A 13,878-nucleotide genomic window follows, 5' to 3' on the forward strand; every position below is an offset into this window, starting at 1 on the left:
CAGCCCCGCAGTTTCGGGGAAAGTGCGCTCTAGGGAGCGCGCGAAGCCGCAGTTTCTCTGAAACTGCGCCCACAGCAGCGCGGGCACGGCCGTCAGGAGCGGTAGGCGGTGCGCGCGGTGAAGGCGATGCTGGCCAGGAGGAAGCCGAAGTTCACGACGGTGAAGGCGGCGATGAACCAGATCGTCAGGGCGGGCGCGAGGGTGAGCACCAGTCCTGCCACGAAGATGACCGCGCCGTAGTCGCGGACCAGCTTGACCAGGCGGACCGGCAGCGAGGTCGAGGTGACCATCGAGGCGGCCTTGTCGCTGGTGGCCAGGACGCTGGTGACGAGGTTGACCATCCACGAGCCGGCGAACAGCGCGCCCAGCCACAGCGGCGGGCGGCCGATCGCCACCAGCGCGGTGACCAGCAGGATCTGCGAGGCCACGTCGCACAGGATGTCGATGCGGGCTCCGGCCAGGCTGCCCTGCCCGGTCACCCGGGCGAGCTGCCCGTCCGCGCAGTCGAGGGCGTAGGCAAACTGCCAGCCCAGCAGCGCGAGCAGCCCATACGCGGGCGTGATCGCATCCGTGCCGTCCTGCGCGCGCAGCACCAAGACCGTCGACACCGCGATGCCGAGCAACAGGTTGATCAGGGTGAGCGTGGTCGGCTTCGTGCCGGTGCGCGAAGCGACCAGGGCGATCACCGCGCCGATGCGCTGGCTGAGGGCCTCGGAGAACAGCCCGCCGCCCCGGTTCACCGCGTAGAAGTCGGCGACACCGGGGCGGTGCGGGGTCAGCGTGTCAGTGGACGGCATCCGCGTAGTCTGCCACCCGCTCGCCCAGCTCGTCGCGGCTGAGGTCGAGGTGCTCCAGGATCGTGTACCGGTCGGGCCGGGTCCGGGGCGCGAACTCGACCGCGTCGACGAACTGCTCGTCGGTCAGCCCGAGGTCGGCCGGCGTACGCGGCAGCCCGTGCCGCTTCAGGCAGGCGCTGATCTGCGCGAACCGCGCCTCGTGCACCTTGTCCAGCGAGGCGCGCAGGTACGTGCAGAACAGCGCGCCGACGCCGCACTGCTCGCCGTGCCCGGCGGTGCCGGGGTAGAGGATGTCGAGCGCGTGCGAGATCTCGTGGCAGCCGCCGCTCGACGGCCGGGACGTGCCGCAGATGGCCATCGCGAGGCCGCTGGTGATCAGCGCCTCGGCCAGCAGCGTCACGAAGCCGTCGTCGCTGATGTCGCCGGGGTGGTTGATCACCGCCTCGGCGCCGGAGCGGGCCATGGCCACGGCGAGGCCGTCGACCGGCTCGCCGCGGGTCTGATGGGCCAGCTCCCAGTCGGCGATGGCGCTGATGTTGCTCAGCGTCTCGGCGATGCCGGCCCGGGTGGACCGGTCCGGCCCCGACTCGACGAAGTCCAGGTCGACGACCACGGCCAGCGGGATGTGCACGCCGTAGGAGGGGCGGGCGCCGTCGTGGTCGAGGCTGGCCACGGGGGAGGCGATGCCGTCGTTGGCCAGCGTGGTGGCCACGCTGACCATCGGGATGCCGGCCCGGGTCGCGGCGTACTTCGTGGTGTCGATGGTCTTGCCGCCGCCGATGCCCACGATCGCGTCGTAGTTGCGCCCGCGCAGCCGCTGGCCCAGGTCGAGGGCGGACTCCAGGGTGCCGCCCTCGATGTTGATGAACTCGGCCCGCTGGAGGGTTGGGCCGATCATGTCCACGATCCGCTGACCCTGGCCGGGGCCGACCACCACCGCGACGTCGCCGCCGGCGGAGATGCGGCGGTCGGCGAGCAGCGAGGCGAGCCCGGCCACCGCCCCCCGCCGGACGTCGATGCTCAGCGGGGTCTGCACCGAACGGGTCAGTAGTGGCATGCGATCTCCCGCGCACGGGCGAGGTCGTCGTGGTTGTCGACCTCGACCCAGGAGACGTTCCCGATGGACGCGCCGCGGATGACGCCCCCGCGGTCGGCCAGCACCTGGTAGCCGTCCTCGTAGAAGCGGTTGGGGTCGCTCTCGAAGGTGGTCTTCAGCGCGTCGGCCAGCGCCTCGGCGGCCTCGGGGCGGATCAGCGTGGCGCCGATGTACTCGCCGTGCGCGGTCTCCGGGTCCATCAGCTTGGTGATCTTCTGGAGCAGGCCGTCCTCGGTGAAGATCGCCTTCATCTCCTCGTCGGCCAGCTTCTTCTGGTCGTCGAGGGCCAGGATGATGCCCGCGTCGGCGTACTTCTCGTCCTGCGCGGCGGCGAGCAGGGTCTGCTCGACGGAGACCGGGTGCACGGTGTCGCCGTTGACGAGCAGCGCGCCCCGGGCGAAGTGCTCGCGGGCCAGCCACAGCGAGTACGCGTTGTTCCACTCCTCGGCCTTGTCGTTGTGCACGAGGGTGAGGGTGACGCCGTACTTCTCCTCCAGGGCGGCCTTGCGGACCTCCACGGCCTCGGCCCGGTAGCCGACCACGACCACGACCTCGGTGAGCCCGACCTTCGCCAGATTGCGCAGCGCGATGTCGAAGATCGTCGTTTCGCCGTCCACCGGCACCAGGGCCTTGGGCAGCGTGTCGGTGTAGGGGCGCAGCCGGCGCCCGGCGCCCGCGGCCAGCACCATACCGATCATGGTGGCTCCTTCGAGAGGGGGAAGAGGGTGTTGCGTCGCTGGTGAAGGCTACTGCACTCAGCGCGGGAGGCGACGCCCAGCACAGACGCCGGGGCATAACAAGTCTTGTGAGTTGACCGGAACCTCGCCCAAGATGTCCGTACGGTGCGTTTCAATGGGGTTGCGTTCCGAAGGGGTGATTGCATATGGCTAACGCTGCACAGGCGCACGCGATGCACGTTCGTGAGGCAATGAGCAAGCCCGTCCTCATGGTCGGCCCGCAGCACACGTTGCGCCAGGCGGCCCAGCTGATGGCGATGCGCCGGGTCGGCTCGGCGATCGTGATAGATCCGGACGGCGAAGGGCTCGGCATCATGACCGAGCGAGACGTCCTCAACGCGGTCGGCGCCGGGCTGGACCCCGACGTCGAACTCTGCGCGAACCACATCACCTGGGACGTCGTCTACGCCGCGCCCGACTGGAGCCTGGAGGAGGCGGCGATGGCGATGGCCCGCGGCGGCTTCCGGCACCTGGTCGTGCTCGACGGCGACGAGGTGCTCGGGATCATCTCGGTCCGCGATCTGATGCGCGTATGGGCACTGCGCCGCGCCGAGGCCGCCGCGTCGGTCTGAGCGGGCGCGCCCGGCCTCCGGAAGATTTCGCGCGGAGCGCCCTGGCGATACGGATACCAATGGACAAAAGGTCTTCCCTCCGCGTGGGCTCGTTGAGATCCTGCGCGGAGGGATGACCTGCGGTGCGGCGCGGGCGGGTGGGGCGTTCTCGCATTTCGGGCGCACTAACCTGTTCCCATGACCGCCGAGCAGCTCATCTCGTTCGCCCGGGGCGCCCCGAGCCTGGACATCGTCGATGTCGAGGGGCTCAGCGCCGCGGCTGTCCGCGCCTTCGCCAACGACCCGGCCGGGCTCACCGCGTACGGCAACTCCTACGGCTACGCGCCCCTGCGCAAGTGGATCGCGGCCAAGCACGGGGTCGCCGTCGACCAGGTGCTGATCACCAACGGCTCCCTGCAGGCCGACGCCTTCCTCTTCAACCACCTCGTCCAGCCCGGTGACCACGTCGTGGTGGAGAAGCCGACGTACGACCGGACGCTGCTGAACCTGAAGAACCTCGGCGCGGTCGTGCACCAGGTCACGCTGCACCCGGACGGCATCGACACCGCCGAGCTGCGTGCCCTGCTGGAGTCGGGCGTGCGCCCGAAGCTGGCGCACATCATCCCGAACTACCAGAACCCGGCGGGCGTGACGCTCTCCCTGGACAAGCGCCGGGAGCTGCTCGCGCTGGCCGCCGAGTACGGCTTCACGATCTTCGAGGACGACCCGTACGTCGACATCCGGTTCCGCGGCGACGCGCTGCCGACGATGCTCTCGATGGACAGCGGCGACGTGGTCGTGCACGCCAGCTCGTTCACGAAGACCGTCTGCCCCGGCGTCCGGGTCGGCTACCTGGTCGGCTCGAAGGGCCTGATCGACGCGATCGCGGGCAGGGCCACCAACCTGTACATCTCGGCGGGCCAGGTCGCGCAGGGCATCGTGTACGAGTTCTGCGCCTCCGGCGACATCGACCGCTCGGTGGCCACGGTGAGCGCGGCGCTGGCCGAGCGCGCCTCCGTGCTGGCGGAGTCGCTGCGCAAGCGGATCGACGGCGTTTCGTTCACCGAGCCCGACGGCGGCTACTTCCTCTGGATCGAGCTGCCCGCGGACGTGCACGTGGACAAGCTGCTGCCGGCCGCGGCCGAGCGCGGCGTGGCCGTGGTCAAGGGCTCCGACTTCCTGCTGGAGGGCGGGCAGAATGCGCTGCGCCTGGCATTCAGCGCGGTCACCGTGGATCAGATCGACGAGGGCGTACGCCGCCTCGCCGAGGCGATCGACGCGGTTCGCGGTTGATTCGCCAATTCGGATATCTGACCGAGTTCTGTCGTATTTCTGACAGTTAGTGCGGGGCGCTGCGGGGTTCCCTTGGCCAGGTTACGTGGATCACAATGCGTCGGGCGCACGTCGCCGGTTGACCGCCGGACATGCGGCCACCACGGTGGCCACGTTCGCGCACGGTGCACGGGAGCCCTGACACGCATTGCCCCCGCCCCCAATAAAGAGGAGCGTCACCCACCCCCCACCCCGGGTGTCGTTCCAGGCGCCGGGTGGACCCGAGCCGCACTCCCCCCGACCGCGGCTCACCTGGGTCCACCCGGCGCCATTTTGGTAGCACCCGCCCGCAACGCGCCGGGGGCCGCGCGCCGATCGGCGTCACCGCGCCGAGATCCCGGGCAAGTAGCCTGTCTCCGGAATCCCCGAGCGGGGTGCCCCGGGGTGGAGGAGGCGAGCCGTGGTTGACGACGTCCGGGACGACAACGGCCGGCGATCCTCCAACGGGGACCGGCTGACCAGAGCCATCACCGCCCCGGCGCGGGCGATGACCAGGCTGGTGTCCGGGCTGGCCGGGGACGACGAGGCGCCCGTGCCGGCGCAGGCCGGGCAGCGCGACGCGATCGTGGACTGCGCCCTCTACCTCGACGGCGTCCGGCAGCCCGCGGTGGGCGACTACCGGCAGACCCTGGCCGCCGCCCGTCGGCAGCGGGGCTCGTTCGTCTGGCTGGGCCTGCACGCGCCCGACGCGACCCAGATGGCGGGCATCGCCGACGCGTTCGGCCTGCACGAGCTGGCCGTGGAGGACGTGGTCAGCGCGGGCCAGCGGCCGAAGCTGGAGCAGTTCGGCGACGTGCACTTCCTGGTCGTGCGGACCGCCCGCTACGTGGAGCACAAGGAGCTGACCGAGCACTCCGAGGTGGTCGAGACCGGCCAGATCATGCTGTTCATCGGCCCGGACTTCGTGGTCTCCGTCCGGCACGGCACGGCCTGCCGGCTCAAGCCGGTGCGCGAGCACCTGGAGCAGCGCCCGGAGCTGCTCAAGATCGGCCCCTGGGCGGTGGCGTACGGCGTGCTCGACCACGTGGTCGACCTCTACCTGGAGGCGGCCGAGGGCATCAGCCTGGACGTGGACCTGATCGAGGAGAGCGTCTTCGCCCGCGACACCACGGGCAGCGGCCGCATGCAGCGCATCTACCAGCTCAAGCGGGAGCTGGTCGAGTTCAAGCGCGCGGTGCTGCCGTTGCAGCGCCCGCTGCAGCTGCTGATCGGCGACACCCCCGAGGTCACCAAGGAGCTGCGCAAGTACTTCCGCGACGTGCAGGACCACCTGGCCCGCGTCGTGGACCAGGTCACCTCGTTCGACGACCTGCTGATCTCGATCATGCAGGCACGGCTGGCCCAGGTGACCGTCGACCAGAACAACGACATGCGCAAGGTCGCCGCCTGGGCGAGTATCGCCGCCGTCTGGACCGCCTTCGCCGGCATCTACGGCATGAACTTCCGCTTCATGCCCGAGCTGGAGTGGCGCTACGGCTACCCCGCGATCCTGACGGTGATGGTGCTGATCTCGTTCGCCATCTACCGCATCCTCCGCCGCTCCGGCTGGCTATGAAAAGGAAGGGCACCTCCGTCGGCGTAGAAGAAGGTGCCCTTCTCAACCCTCGGCGTCACATGCGGCTGTTCTTCGAGCCGGTCGTCGACTCGTACTTCGACAGGTAGCTGTCGGTGGCGTCGTTGGCGGCCTCGGCCGTCTCGTTGACCCGCGCCTTCATGTTGTCCCGGCCGCTCTTGAGCGACGAGGACGCCGACTGGAGCTTGTCCGCGGTCTTGTCCATGGCCTTGGTGGTGTGCTGCGTCGCCTTGTCGATCACGTTCTCGGCCTTGCCGCTCACCTTGTCCGTCATGGACCTGGTCTCCGAGCGCATCGACTCCAGCGCCTGGCTCGGGTCGTACTCCGACCACTGCTGCTGACGGCGGCGCTTCATGACGAGCGCACCGGCGATTCCGACGGCGGCGCCGGCGGCCAGCAGGCCGATCAGCATCCCCGTGTTGCCACCACGAGACACGTGGGCCCCCTTCTTCTTCTTGGCCGCCTTCGCGTACGCCTTCTGCGAGGACTTCATGGCGTCCGCCGCGCCCTCCCGGTATGCCGCGACGAGCGGCGCCAGCGTGGTCATCGTCGAGTCCATGCCGCGAGACGTGGCGCGGCGCATGCGTCCGGTGGTCGGGCCGAAGGAGGCGCCGACCCCGCCGGCGGCGTGTGTCGCCGCCTGCAGGAAATGCTCCCAGCTCTGCCCCATTTCGTCGCGCATGAGCTCCCCGCGCGTCTTCTGTCTGAATCCGAGCATCTTCCCCCGCCCTTCCTGGACGGCGCCCCCGCACCGTCCAGCCGTTTCCGCCGGACGCCCCCGCGCCCGTGCGGTGGTATCGCAAGGCGCGCCGTCAGCACGAAAGCGCGCCTCGTTCATGTCCCCGAGTGCCATACTGCCTCGCCGGACGCCTTCGCACACCCGGAACGGGCACATGGGAGAATCTGTCGGTAACTGACCATCGGATATTCAGGAGTCAGCCGTGAAGGCTCAGGCCAATTACGCCGTCCTGCACACCAGCGCCGGTCCCATCCGCCTGGAGCTCTACCCGAACCACGCCCCGAAGACCGTGCAGAACTTCGTGGAGCTGGCGGAGGGCACCAAGGAGGGTGCGAAAGACCCGCGGACCGGTCAGCCGATCACGGGGCCGTACTACGACGGCACCCCGTTCCACCGCGTGATCGACGGCTTCATGATCCAGACCGGTGACCCGACCGGCACCGGCCGGGGCGGCCCCGGTTACACCTTCGACGACGAGTTCCACCCGGAGCTCAGCTTCAACGCGCCGTACCTGCTGGCCATGGCCAACGCCGGCCCGAAGACCAACGGCTCGCAGTTCTTCATCACCACCGCGGCGACGAGCTGGCTGAACTTCAAGCACACGATCTTCGGCAAGGTCGCCGACGCGGACTCGCAGAAGGTCGTGGACGCCATCTCCAGCACGCCGGTCGACGCCGCCGACCGCCCGCGGGACGCGATCGTCATCGAGCGAATCGAGATTGAGCGCTAGTCTCGCACCCATGACGTCTCCCGCACCCCTGGGTGGCCAGCCGCCCGTTCCGACGTGTTACCGCCACCCGGGTCGGGAGACCTATCTCAGTTGTACGCGGTGCTCGCGGCCGATCTGCCCGGATTGCATGATCTCGGCGTCGGTCGGGCACCAGTGCCCCGAGTGCGTGGCGGAGGGCCGGCGCACCCAGCGTCCGGCCCTCACCCACTTCGGCGGCTCCCAGGTGGGCATGCACGGGTACGTCACCAAGGCCCTGATCGGGATCAACGTGGCGGTGTTCCTGCTCGGCCTGGTGCTGGCGGGTGCCGCGGCGGGCTTCGACGGCGGCCTGTTCACCGGCGCCACGAAGATCCAGTTCCTGGGCGGCGTGATCGGCCCGGACTTCTGCGGGCTGGGCAACCCGGACACCGGGATGTGCTACGAGGCGTACACCGGCATCGACAACGGTGCCTACTACCGCCTGTTCACCGCCATGTTCATCCACTACGGGATCATCCACCTGGCGCTGAACATGTGGGCGCTGTGGGTGCTGGGGCGCTCGCTGGAGGCGGCGCTCGGCCCGATCCGGTTCGGCGCGCTCTACCTGATCTGCGGCCTGGGCGGCAACGTCGCGTGCTACGTGCTCAGCCCCGGCGCGCTGTCGGCCGGCGCGTCGACGGCGGTCTACGGCCTGTTCGCGGCGTACTTCTTCGTGCTGCGGCGGCTGGGCCGGGACGCCATGTCGGTGGTCCCGATCATCGTGATCAACGTGATCCTGAGCTTCTCCATCCCGGGCATCTCGTGGCAGGGGCACCTCGGCGGCCTGGTCACCGGGGCGATCTGCGGCTTCGGCCTGGCGTACGCGCCACGCCAGAACCGCACCGTGGTGCAGGCCGGAGTGCTCGGCGGCATGCTGACCGTGCTGCTGCTGGCGACGTTCGCGCTGAGCTTCACGCGCTGACGCTGGTTACGTCGAGATATGTCAATAATGGATCGCATGAGTGACTCGCGTGACGTTGGTCACGCGCGCTCGTTGCTCCTTACATGGACGTCTTCTCGCGTACGTTCCTCCCCGCCACCGGCGAGGCCGGGATCCCCATGGCCACGGTCAGCCGGCACATGCCGATCTTCCGCCGCTGCGTCGAGGCCGGTGACGCCACCGTCCTCGTCGCGCGCGCGCTGCGCCCCGAGCGCCCGCTCGGCCGTGAGTTCCTGCTGCTGCTGACCTACCGCCGCCTGGTGATCACCCAGGAGAGCCGCATCCTGCGCCGGCTGCGGCTGCACCTCAACACCGACCTGCGCCACCTGGCGAACGTCACCTGGCACCCCGACCCGCGCCTGTCCGCGATCGAGTTCGCCGCGACCGCCGTCGACGGCATCCGCGAGCGCTTCTGGATCCACGCCGGCCACCCCAAGCAGGTCTGGCACCTGGACGCCCTCTTCAGCCACGTCTTCAAACCGAAGCTCGTAGCCCAGCGCACCGCCGGCCTGAACCCCACCCCCTACACCTCCTTCGCCGACCACCTCGTCGGCGCCTGACCCACCCCACTCCCCGGGGTGCTGCAAGATCGCGACGATCTTGCGTGAACTGTTAGGGATATGACCGCTTTGTGCGTGTCGCACCCACAGTCCGCGCAAGATCGTCGCACTTTTGGGGGCTGGGGCTTACGTGGCTCGTACATGAGGCCGAGATGATGGGCGGCGTGGGTGAGAAGGGGCTGGTGCTCGTCGTGGAGGACGAGCGGCCTATCGCTGATCTGATCCGGCTTTATCTGCAGCGTGAGGGGTATGGGGTCCAGGTCGAGAGTGACGGGGCGGCGGGGCTGGCGGCGGCGCGGCGGGTGCGGCCGGTCGCGTGTGTGCTGGACATCGCGCTGCCGTCGATGGACGGGACCGAGATCTGCCGGCGGCTGCGGGCCGAGGACGTGTGGGTGCCGATCATCTTTCTCACCGCGCGGGACGACGAGGTGGACCGGATCGTCGGGCTGGAGCTGGGGGCCGACGACTACCTGACCAAGCCGTTCAGTCCGCGGGAGCTGGTGGCGCGGCTGAAGGCGGTGCTGCGGCGGGCGGGCGGGACGCCGGAGCCGGATCGCACGCGCAGCGTGGGGGCGGTGCGGCTGGACCCGGCGCGGCGCGAGGTCACCGTCGGCGGGGCGGCCGTGCAGCTGACCAGCACCGAGTTCGACCTGCTGGCGCACCTGATGAGCCGGCCGGGGCGGGTCTACACCCGCGACGAGCTGCTCAGCACCGTCTGGGGGTACGCCGCGCACGGCGGCACGCGGACCGTGGACGTGCACGTGGCGCAGGTCCGGGCCAAGCTCGGCGACGCCGCGGGCATCGTGCGCACGGTCCGGGGCGTGGGGTACACCGCCGATGCCTGACCGCCGTGCCGATCTGACCGTGCCGATCCGGGTGCTGGCGGCGCCGCCCCGGCCCACGCGCAGCACCACCACCTTGACCACCCGCGCCGTGCTGGCCGGGGTGATCGTCGCGCTGATCTCGGTGCTGGTGACCGCGCTGGTCGCGGTGCCGCTGGCCGCCCGCGCCGCCGAGCAGGCCGCCCGCGAGGGCCTGGCTGCACAGACCGAGGTGGTGGCGCAGGTGCTGCGCACCCGCCGGGCCGCGGCCGCCGACGCCCGCCTGATGGACCAACTCCGCAAGATCGATGACGGCGCGGACGCGTACCTGATCACCGCTGGGCAGCCGGACCGGCCGGGGCTGCCCGACCGGCTGGTCGCCCGGATCGCGGGCGGGGAGGCGGTCAGCGAGCGCCTCGCCATGGTCGGCGGCCGCCTCTCCATGGTCGAGGGACGGGTGCTCGGCAACGGCGACGGCGTCGTGCTCGCGCGGCCCGCCGCCACCGGCATCACCCGCCAGGTGCTGCGCAACCTGTGGCTGCCGCTGCTCGCCGGGCTCGGCGCGGGCGTGCTGGCCGGAGTCCTGCTCGGCCGCCGCCTGGCCCGCCCCATCCGCAACGCGGCGACGGCCGCGGCCCGGCTCAGCTCCGGCGACCGTACGGTCCGGCTGGCCGCCGAGCCGCCCGAGGAGGTGGAGCGCCTCGCCCAGTCGATCAACGAGCTGGCCGAGGCGCTGGCCGTCAGCGAGGGCCGCCAGCGCGAGTTCCTGCTCTCCATCTCCCACGAGCTGCGCACCCCGCTGACCACCATCCGGGGGTACGCCGAGGCGCTGTCCGACGGCGTGGTCGGCGCCGACGCCGCGCAGGACGTCGGGCAGACCGTGCTCGCCGAGGCCGAACGGCTGGACCGGCTCGTCGCCGACCTGCTGTCACTGGCCCGGCTGGACGCCGCCGACTTCGCCATCCAGCCCGCCGACGTCGAGCTGGTCTCGCTGGTACGCGCCGCCGAACGCGCGTTCGCGCCCCGCGCCGAGCGCGCCGGGGTCGGCCTGCGCGCCGAGGTGCCCGCGCACGAGGTGTGGACCCACACCGACCCGGTCCGGCTGCGCCAGATCGTGGACGGCCTGGTCGAGAACGCGCTGCGGGTGCTGCCCGCGGGCTGCCCGCTCGTGCTCGCCGTACACCCGCTGCCCGACCGCACCGGGGTCGAGGTGCGCGACGGCGGCCCCGGGCTCACCGACGACGACCTCGCCGTCGCATTCCAGCGCGGCGCGCTGCACCAGCGCTACCAGGGCATCCGGCAGACCGGCAGCGGCCTGGGCCTGGCGCTCGCGGCCAGGCTGGCCCGCCGCCTCGGCGGCACCATCGAGGCCGGTCACGCGCCCGAGGGCGGCGCCCGGTTCACGGTTTACCTGCCCCGTACATCGGCCTGACCGCGCGCTGCCCGCGCCCGGTCAGCCTGTCCTCATGAAGAGACTGAGCCTCACCGTCGCCCTCGGCCTGGCCGCGCTGCTCGGCCTGACCGCCTGCGGCCCCACGGACGTGCCCGGGGTCGCCACCGAACTGGTCGCCTCGGTCGAGGCGGAGGCGCTCGCCGCGATGGGCGTCGAGCCCGCGGACCTGGTGCCCGCCGAGACCACGCTGGCCCTCACCGCCTCACCGTCCCCGGAGAAGGGCGAGCCCGGCGAGGAGGGGCTGCGCAACTGGCGCAAGCGGCACGCGCTGCGGGTGGCCCTGCGCCGCGGCACCCTGCACGGCGAGGCCGTCGTCGAGACGAAGCAGGGCCCGGTCACCGTGCTGGTGCAGCGCGGCACGGTCACCGCGATCGACGGCGACTCGATCACCGTGAAGTCCGCCGACGGCTTCACCCTGACCTGGAAGTACGCCGAGAAGCTGCGGGTCGTCGAGAAGCGCGCCACCATCCAGCCCACCGAGCTGAAGCCCGGCGCGACCGTGGCCCTGGCCGGCCCGAAGCAGGGCGACACCCCCACCGCCCGGCTGATCGTGATCCCCCTCACGAAGTAGCCGGGCAAGGAAGGGCACCTTCTTAACGAATATGGTTAATAAGGTGCCCTTCCTTTCTGTCAAGAGGGGCTGACCTCGCCGAATGTGCATGCCCCCTCCACAGCGGCTAGACTCAGCGGGTTCCAGCCAGCTCCAGCAGCGGAGAGCCCCGTGAAGCTATCGATTCTCATGCCGGTCTACAACGAAGAGGCCCGGCTTGGTGAAGCGCTCAAGCAGGCGCTGGCGGTCGACTACCCGTGCGAGACCGAGCTGGTCGTGGTCAACGACGGCAGCTCCGACGGCACCGCCGACATCCTGAACAGCTGCGACGACCCCCGGCTGCAGGCGTTCCACCACGCCAAGAACGCCGGCAAGGGCGCGGCCATCCGCACCGCCGTGGAGTCCGCGACCGGTGACTACATGGTCATCCTGGACGCCGACCTGGAGTACGACCCCAAGGACATCCCGAAGCTGCTGGAGCCCGTGCTCGACGGCCGAGCCAAGGTCGTCTACGGAAACCGCAGCTTCGGCGGCCACGCGGCGTTCTCGTTCTGGTACGTGATGGGCAACAAGGGCGTCACCCTGTTCGCCAACATCATGTTCAACTCGTACATCGGCGACCTGGAGACCTGCTTCAAGCTGATGCCGCTGGAGCTCTACCGCTCGCTGAACATCAAGTCCAAGGGCTTCGGCATGGAGGCCGAGGCCACCGGCAAGCTGCTGCGCCGCAAGATCCGGCCGTACGAGGTGCCGATCAGCTACACCGCGCGCACCCGCGAAGAGGGCAAGAAGATCACCGCGATGGACGGGATCGAGGCGCTGCTCATCCTCACCCGCGAGCGCTTCCGCCCCGTGCCGAAGCAGCGCACCGGCGCCTAACCGGCCACCAGCAGCACCTTGCCGACGTGCGCGCCGGCGGCCACGACCGCCTGCGCGGCGGCCGCCTCGGCCAGCGGCAGGGTGCGATCGACCACCGGCCGGATCGCGCCGGACTCCAGCAGCGGCCACACGTCCCTGCGTACCCCGGCGACGATCTCGGCCTTCTCCGCCGCCGGGCGGGCGCGCAGCGCGGTCGCCGCCACGCTCGCCCGCTTCGCCAGCAGGGCGCCCAGGTTCAGCTCCGCCTTCGTGCCGCCCTGCAGCCCGATCACCACGAGCCGCCCGCCGGTCGCCAGCGCCCGCACGTTGCGCTCCAGGTACGACGCGCCCATGATGTCGAGCACCACATCCGCGCCGACCTCGGTGAAATCGTCGACGGTGTAGTCCAGGCACACGTCCGCGCCCAGCTCCCGCAGCCGCTCGTGCTTGACCGCCCGCGCCGTCGTCACCACCCGCGCACCCAGCGCCTTGGCGTACTGGATCGCGAACGTGCCGATGCCGCTCCCGCCGCCGTGGATCAGCACGGTCTCCCCGGCTTGCAGGCCCGCCACCATGGTCAGGTTCGACCAGACCGTGCACGCCACCTCGGGCAGACCGCCCGCGGTCACCACGTCGATCCCGGACGGCACCGGCAGCACGTGCGCGGCGGGCACGGCCACCAGCTCGGCGTAGCCGCCGCCGCCCAGCAGGGCGCACACCTCGGCGCCGTCGCGCCAGCCACCGGCGGCGTGCACGACGGTGCCGGAGCACTCCAGGCCGGGATACTCCGGTGCGCCGGGCGGGGGCGGGTAGAAGCCGGCCACCTGGAGCAGGTCGGCGCGGTTCACGGCGGTGGCCGCTGTCCGGATCAGGACCTCATCCGGGCCCGGCACCGGGTCCGGCACCTCTGACCAGGCCAGTTCGCCCTTGGTGGGGATCGTCATCGCGCGCACCCGACCATCTTCTCCCAGAACCGGCACGGGCATGAGCGCGGCGCGTCTGGCACACTGGTCGTCGGCGATGTGCCGGGAGGGTTCGCCTAGTGGCCGATGGCGGTGGTCTTGAAAACCACTAAGGCAGCGATGTCTTCAAGGGTTCGAATCCCTTACCCTCCGCCGAGGAG

General features: G+C 70.7%; 15 protein-coding genes and 1 tRNA gene. 11 read left to right on the forward strand and 5 right to left on the reverse strand.

The window, feature by feature from the left end; genetic code table 11:
- Positions 1 to 92: 92 nt before the first annotated feature.
- The 3 genes from Cba03nite_RS13065 to Cba03nite_RS13075 are packed head-to-tail and all read right to left on the reverse strand — an operon-like array spanning position 93 to position 2,591.
- Positions 93 to 797 carry a CDP-alcohol phosphatidyltransferase family protein gene (locus Cba03nite_RS13065; RefSeq protein WP_203745591.1) on the reverse strand — a complete coding sequence of 235 codons (705 nt, stop codon included), beginning with the start codon at positions 795 to 797 and terminating at the stop codon, positions 93 to 95.
- Positions 784 to 1,854: an iron-containing alcohol dehydrogenase family protein gene (locus tag Cba03nite_RS13070; RefSeq protein WP_203745592.1), complete on the reverse strand. Its 1,071-nt coding sequence runs from the start codon at positions 1,852 to 1,854 to the stop codon at positions 784 to 786. The genes Cba03nite_RS13065 and Cba03nite_RS13070 overlap by 14 nt, the downstream gene beginning before the upstream one ends.
- Positions 1,842 to 2,591: a phosphocholine cytidylyltransferase family protein gene (locus tag Cba03nite_RS13075; RefSeq protein WP_203745593.1), complete on the reverse strand. Its 750-nt coding sequence runs from the start codon at positions 2,589 to 2,591 to the stop codon at positions 1,842 to 1,844. Before Cba03nite_RS13075 ends, Cba03nite_RS13070 begins: the two co-directional genes overlap by 13 nt.
- A gap of 212 nt (positions 2,592 to 2,803) precedes the next feature.
- Between Cba03nite_RS13075 and Cba03nite_RS13080 the strand changes: the two genes are divergently transcribed.
- The 3 genes from Cba03nite_RS13080 (at position 2,804) to corA (ending at position 6,068) form a co-directional block, all read left to right on the forward strand.
- Positions 2,804 to 3,202, forward strand: a complete 399-nt coding sequence (locus Cba03nite_RS13080; protein ID WP_203745736.1) for a CBS domain-containing protein — start codon at positions 2,804 to 2,806, stop codon at positions 3,200 to 3,202.
- 177 nt (positions 3,203 to 3,379) lie between these two features.
- Positions 3,380 to 4,474 (forward strand): aminotransferase-like domain-containing protein, encoded by a 1,095-nt coding sequence (locus tag Cba03nite_RS13085; RefSeq protein ID WP_203745594.1) that lies wholly within the window; start codon positions 3,380 to 3,382, stop codon positions 4,472 to 4,474.
- A 526-nt stretch (positions 4,475 to 5,000) separates the two neighbouring features.
- A complete protein-coding gene (corA, locus tag Cba03nite_RS13090; RefSeq protein WP_203745738.1) occupies positions 5,001 to 6,068 on the forward strand; it encodes a magnesium/cobalt transporter CorA in 1,068 nt (355 codons plus the stop codon).
- A 55-nt stretch (positions 6,069 to 6,123) separates the two neighbouring features.
- Here corA and Cba03nite_RS13095 read toward each other — a convergent pair whose 3' ends face one another.
- A complete protein-coding gene (locus tag Cba03nite_RS13095) occupies positions 6,124 to 6,768 on the reverse strand; it encodes a hypothetical protein (RefSeq protein WP_203745595.1) in 645 nt (214 codons plus the stop codon).
- A gap of 259 nt (positions 6,769 to 7,027) precedes the next feature.
- Here Cba03nite_RS13095 and Cba03nite_RS13100 point away from each other — a divergent pair, with 259 nt between their 5' ends.
- The 7 genes from Cba03nite_RS13100 (at position 7,028) to Cba03nite_RS13130 (ending at position 12,776) form a co-directional block, all read left to right on the forward strand.
- Positions 7,028 to 7,555, forward strand: a complete 528-nt coding sequence (locus Cba03nite_RS13100) for a peptidylprolyl isomerase (protein ID WP_239125691.1) — start codon at positions 7,028 to 7,030, stop codon at positions 7,553 to 7,555.
- Between the two features lie 10 nt (positions 7,556 to 7,565).
- On the forward strand, positions 7,566 to 8,495 hold the full coding sequence (locus Cba03nite_RS13105) for a rhomboid family intramembrane serine protease (protein WP_373315745.1): 930 nt from the start codon (positions 7,566 to 7,568) through the stop codon (positions 8,493 to 8,495).
- A gap of 83 nt (positions 8,496 to 8,578) precedes the next feature.
- On the forward strand, positions 8,579 to 9,073 hold the full coding sequence (locus Cba03nite_RS13110; protein WP_239125692.1) for a hypothetical protein: 495 nt from the start codon (positions 8,579 to 8,581) through the stop codon (positions 9,071 to 9,073).
- 155 nt (positions 9,074 to 9,228) lie between these two features.
- Positions 9,229 to 9,918, forward strand: coding sequence for a response regulator transcription factor (locus Cba03nite_RS13115; RefSeq protein WP_203745744.1), 690 nt, complete (start codon positions 9,229 to 9,231; stop codon positions 9,916 to 9,918).
- A complete protein-coding gene (locus Cba03nite_RS13120; protein WP_203745596.1) occupies positions 9,911 to 11,326 on the forward strand; it encodes a sensor histidine kinase in 1,416 nt (471 codons plus the stop codon). Before Cba03nite_RS13115 ends, Cba03nite_RS13120 begins: the two co-directional genes overlap by 8 nt.
- A 34-nt stretch (positions 11,327 to 11,360) precedes the next feature.
- The gene (locus tag Cba03nite_RS13125; RefSeq protein WP_203745597.1) at positions 11,361 to 11,918 is read left to right on the forward strand and encodes a hypothetical protein; all 558 of its coding nucleotides are present in this window, start codon (positions 11,361 to 11,363) and stop codon (positions 11,916 to 11,918) included.
- 150 nt (positions 11,919 to 12,068) lie between these two features.
- Positions 12,069 to 12,776, forward strand: a complete 708-nt coding sequence (locus Cba03nite_RS13130; RefSeq protein WP_203745599.1) for a glycosyltransferase family 2 protein — start codon at positions 12,069 to 12,071, stop codon at positions 12,774 to 12,776.
- On the opposite strand, the gene Cba03nite_RS13135 is transcribed toward Cba03nite_RS13130, so the two are convergent.
- A complete protein-coding gene (locus Cba03nite_RS13135; RefSeq protein ID WP_373315746.1) occupies positions 12,773 to 13,708 on the reverse strand; it encodes an NAD(P)H-quinone oxidoreductase in 936 nt (311 codons plus the stop codon). The genes Cba03nite_RS13130 and Cba03nite_RS13135 overlap by 4 nt on opposite strands.
- A gap of 75 nt (positions 13,709 to 13,783) precedes the next feature.
- Between Cba03nite_RS13135 and Cba03nite_RS13140 the strand changes: the two genes are divergently transcribed.
- Positions 13,784 to 13,870 (forward strand) — tRNA-Ser (locus Cba03nite_RS13140).
- Positions 13,871 to 13,878 lie beyond the last annotated feature (8 nt).

Source organism: Catellatospora bangladeshensis, from assembly GCF_016862575.1.
GTDB classification, from domain to species: domain Bacteria; phylum Actinomycetota; class Actinomycetes; order Mycobacteriales; family Micromonosporaceae; genus Catellatospora; species Catellatospora bangladeshensis.

Excerpts from the sequence above, each read along its gene's own strand:
- Cba03nite_RS13105 (WP_373315745.1), top strand. The coding sequence starts at position 7,566 with ATGACGTCTCCCGCACCCCTGGGTGGCCAGCCGCCCGTTCCGACGTGT.
- Cba03nite_RS13085 (WP_203745594.1), top strand. The coding sequence starts at position 3,380 with ATGACCGCCGAGCAGCTCATCTCGTTCGCCCGGGGCGCCCCGAGCCTG.
- Cba03nite_RS13070 (WP_203745592.1), bottom strand. The coding sequence starts at position 1,854 with ATGCCACTACTGACCCGTTCGGTGCAGACCCCGCTGAGCATCGACGTC.
- Cba03nite_RS13110 (WP_239125692.1), top strand. The coding sequence starts at position 8,579 with ATGGACGTCTTCTCGCGTACGTTCCTCCCCGCCACCGGCGAGGCCGGG.
- Cba03nite_RS13115 (WP_203745744.1), top strand. The coding sequence starts at position 9,229 with ATGGGCGGCGTGGGTGAGAAGGGGCTGGTGCTCGTCGTGGAGGACGAG.
- Cba03nite_RS13080 (WP_203745736.1), top strand. The coding sequence starts at position 2,804 with ATGCACGTTCGTGAGGCAATGAGCAAGCCCGTCCTCATGGTCGGCCCG.
- Cba03nite_RS13125 (WP_203745597.1), top strand. The coding sequence starts at position 11,361 with ATGAAGAGACTGAGCCTCACCGTCGCCCTCGGCCTGGCCGCGCTGCTC.
- corA (WP_203745738.1), top strand. The coding sequence starts at position 5,001 with ATGACCAGGCTGGTGTCCGGGCTGGCCGGGGACGACGAGGCGCCCGTG.
- Cba03nite_RS13065 (WP_203745591.1), bottom strand. The coding sequence starts at position 797 with ATGCCGTCCACTGACACGCTGACCCCGCACCGCCCCGGTGTCGCCGAC.
- Cba03nite_RS13095 (WP_203745595.1), bottom strand. The coding sequence starts at position 6,768 with ATGCGCGACGAAATGGGGCAGAGCTGGGAGCATTTCCTGCAGGCGGCG.
- Cba03nite_RS13120 (WP_203745596.1), top strand. The coding sequence starts at position 9,911 with ATGCCTGACCGCCGTGCCGATCTGACCGTGCCGATCCGGGTGCTGGCG.
- Cba03nite_RS13075 (WP_203745593.1), bottom strand. The coding sequence starts at position 2,591 with ATGATCGGTATGGTGCTGGCCGCGGGCGCCGGGCGCCGGCTGCGCCCC.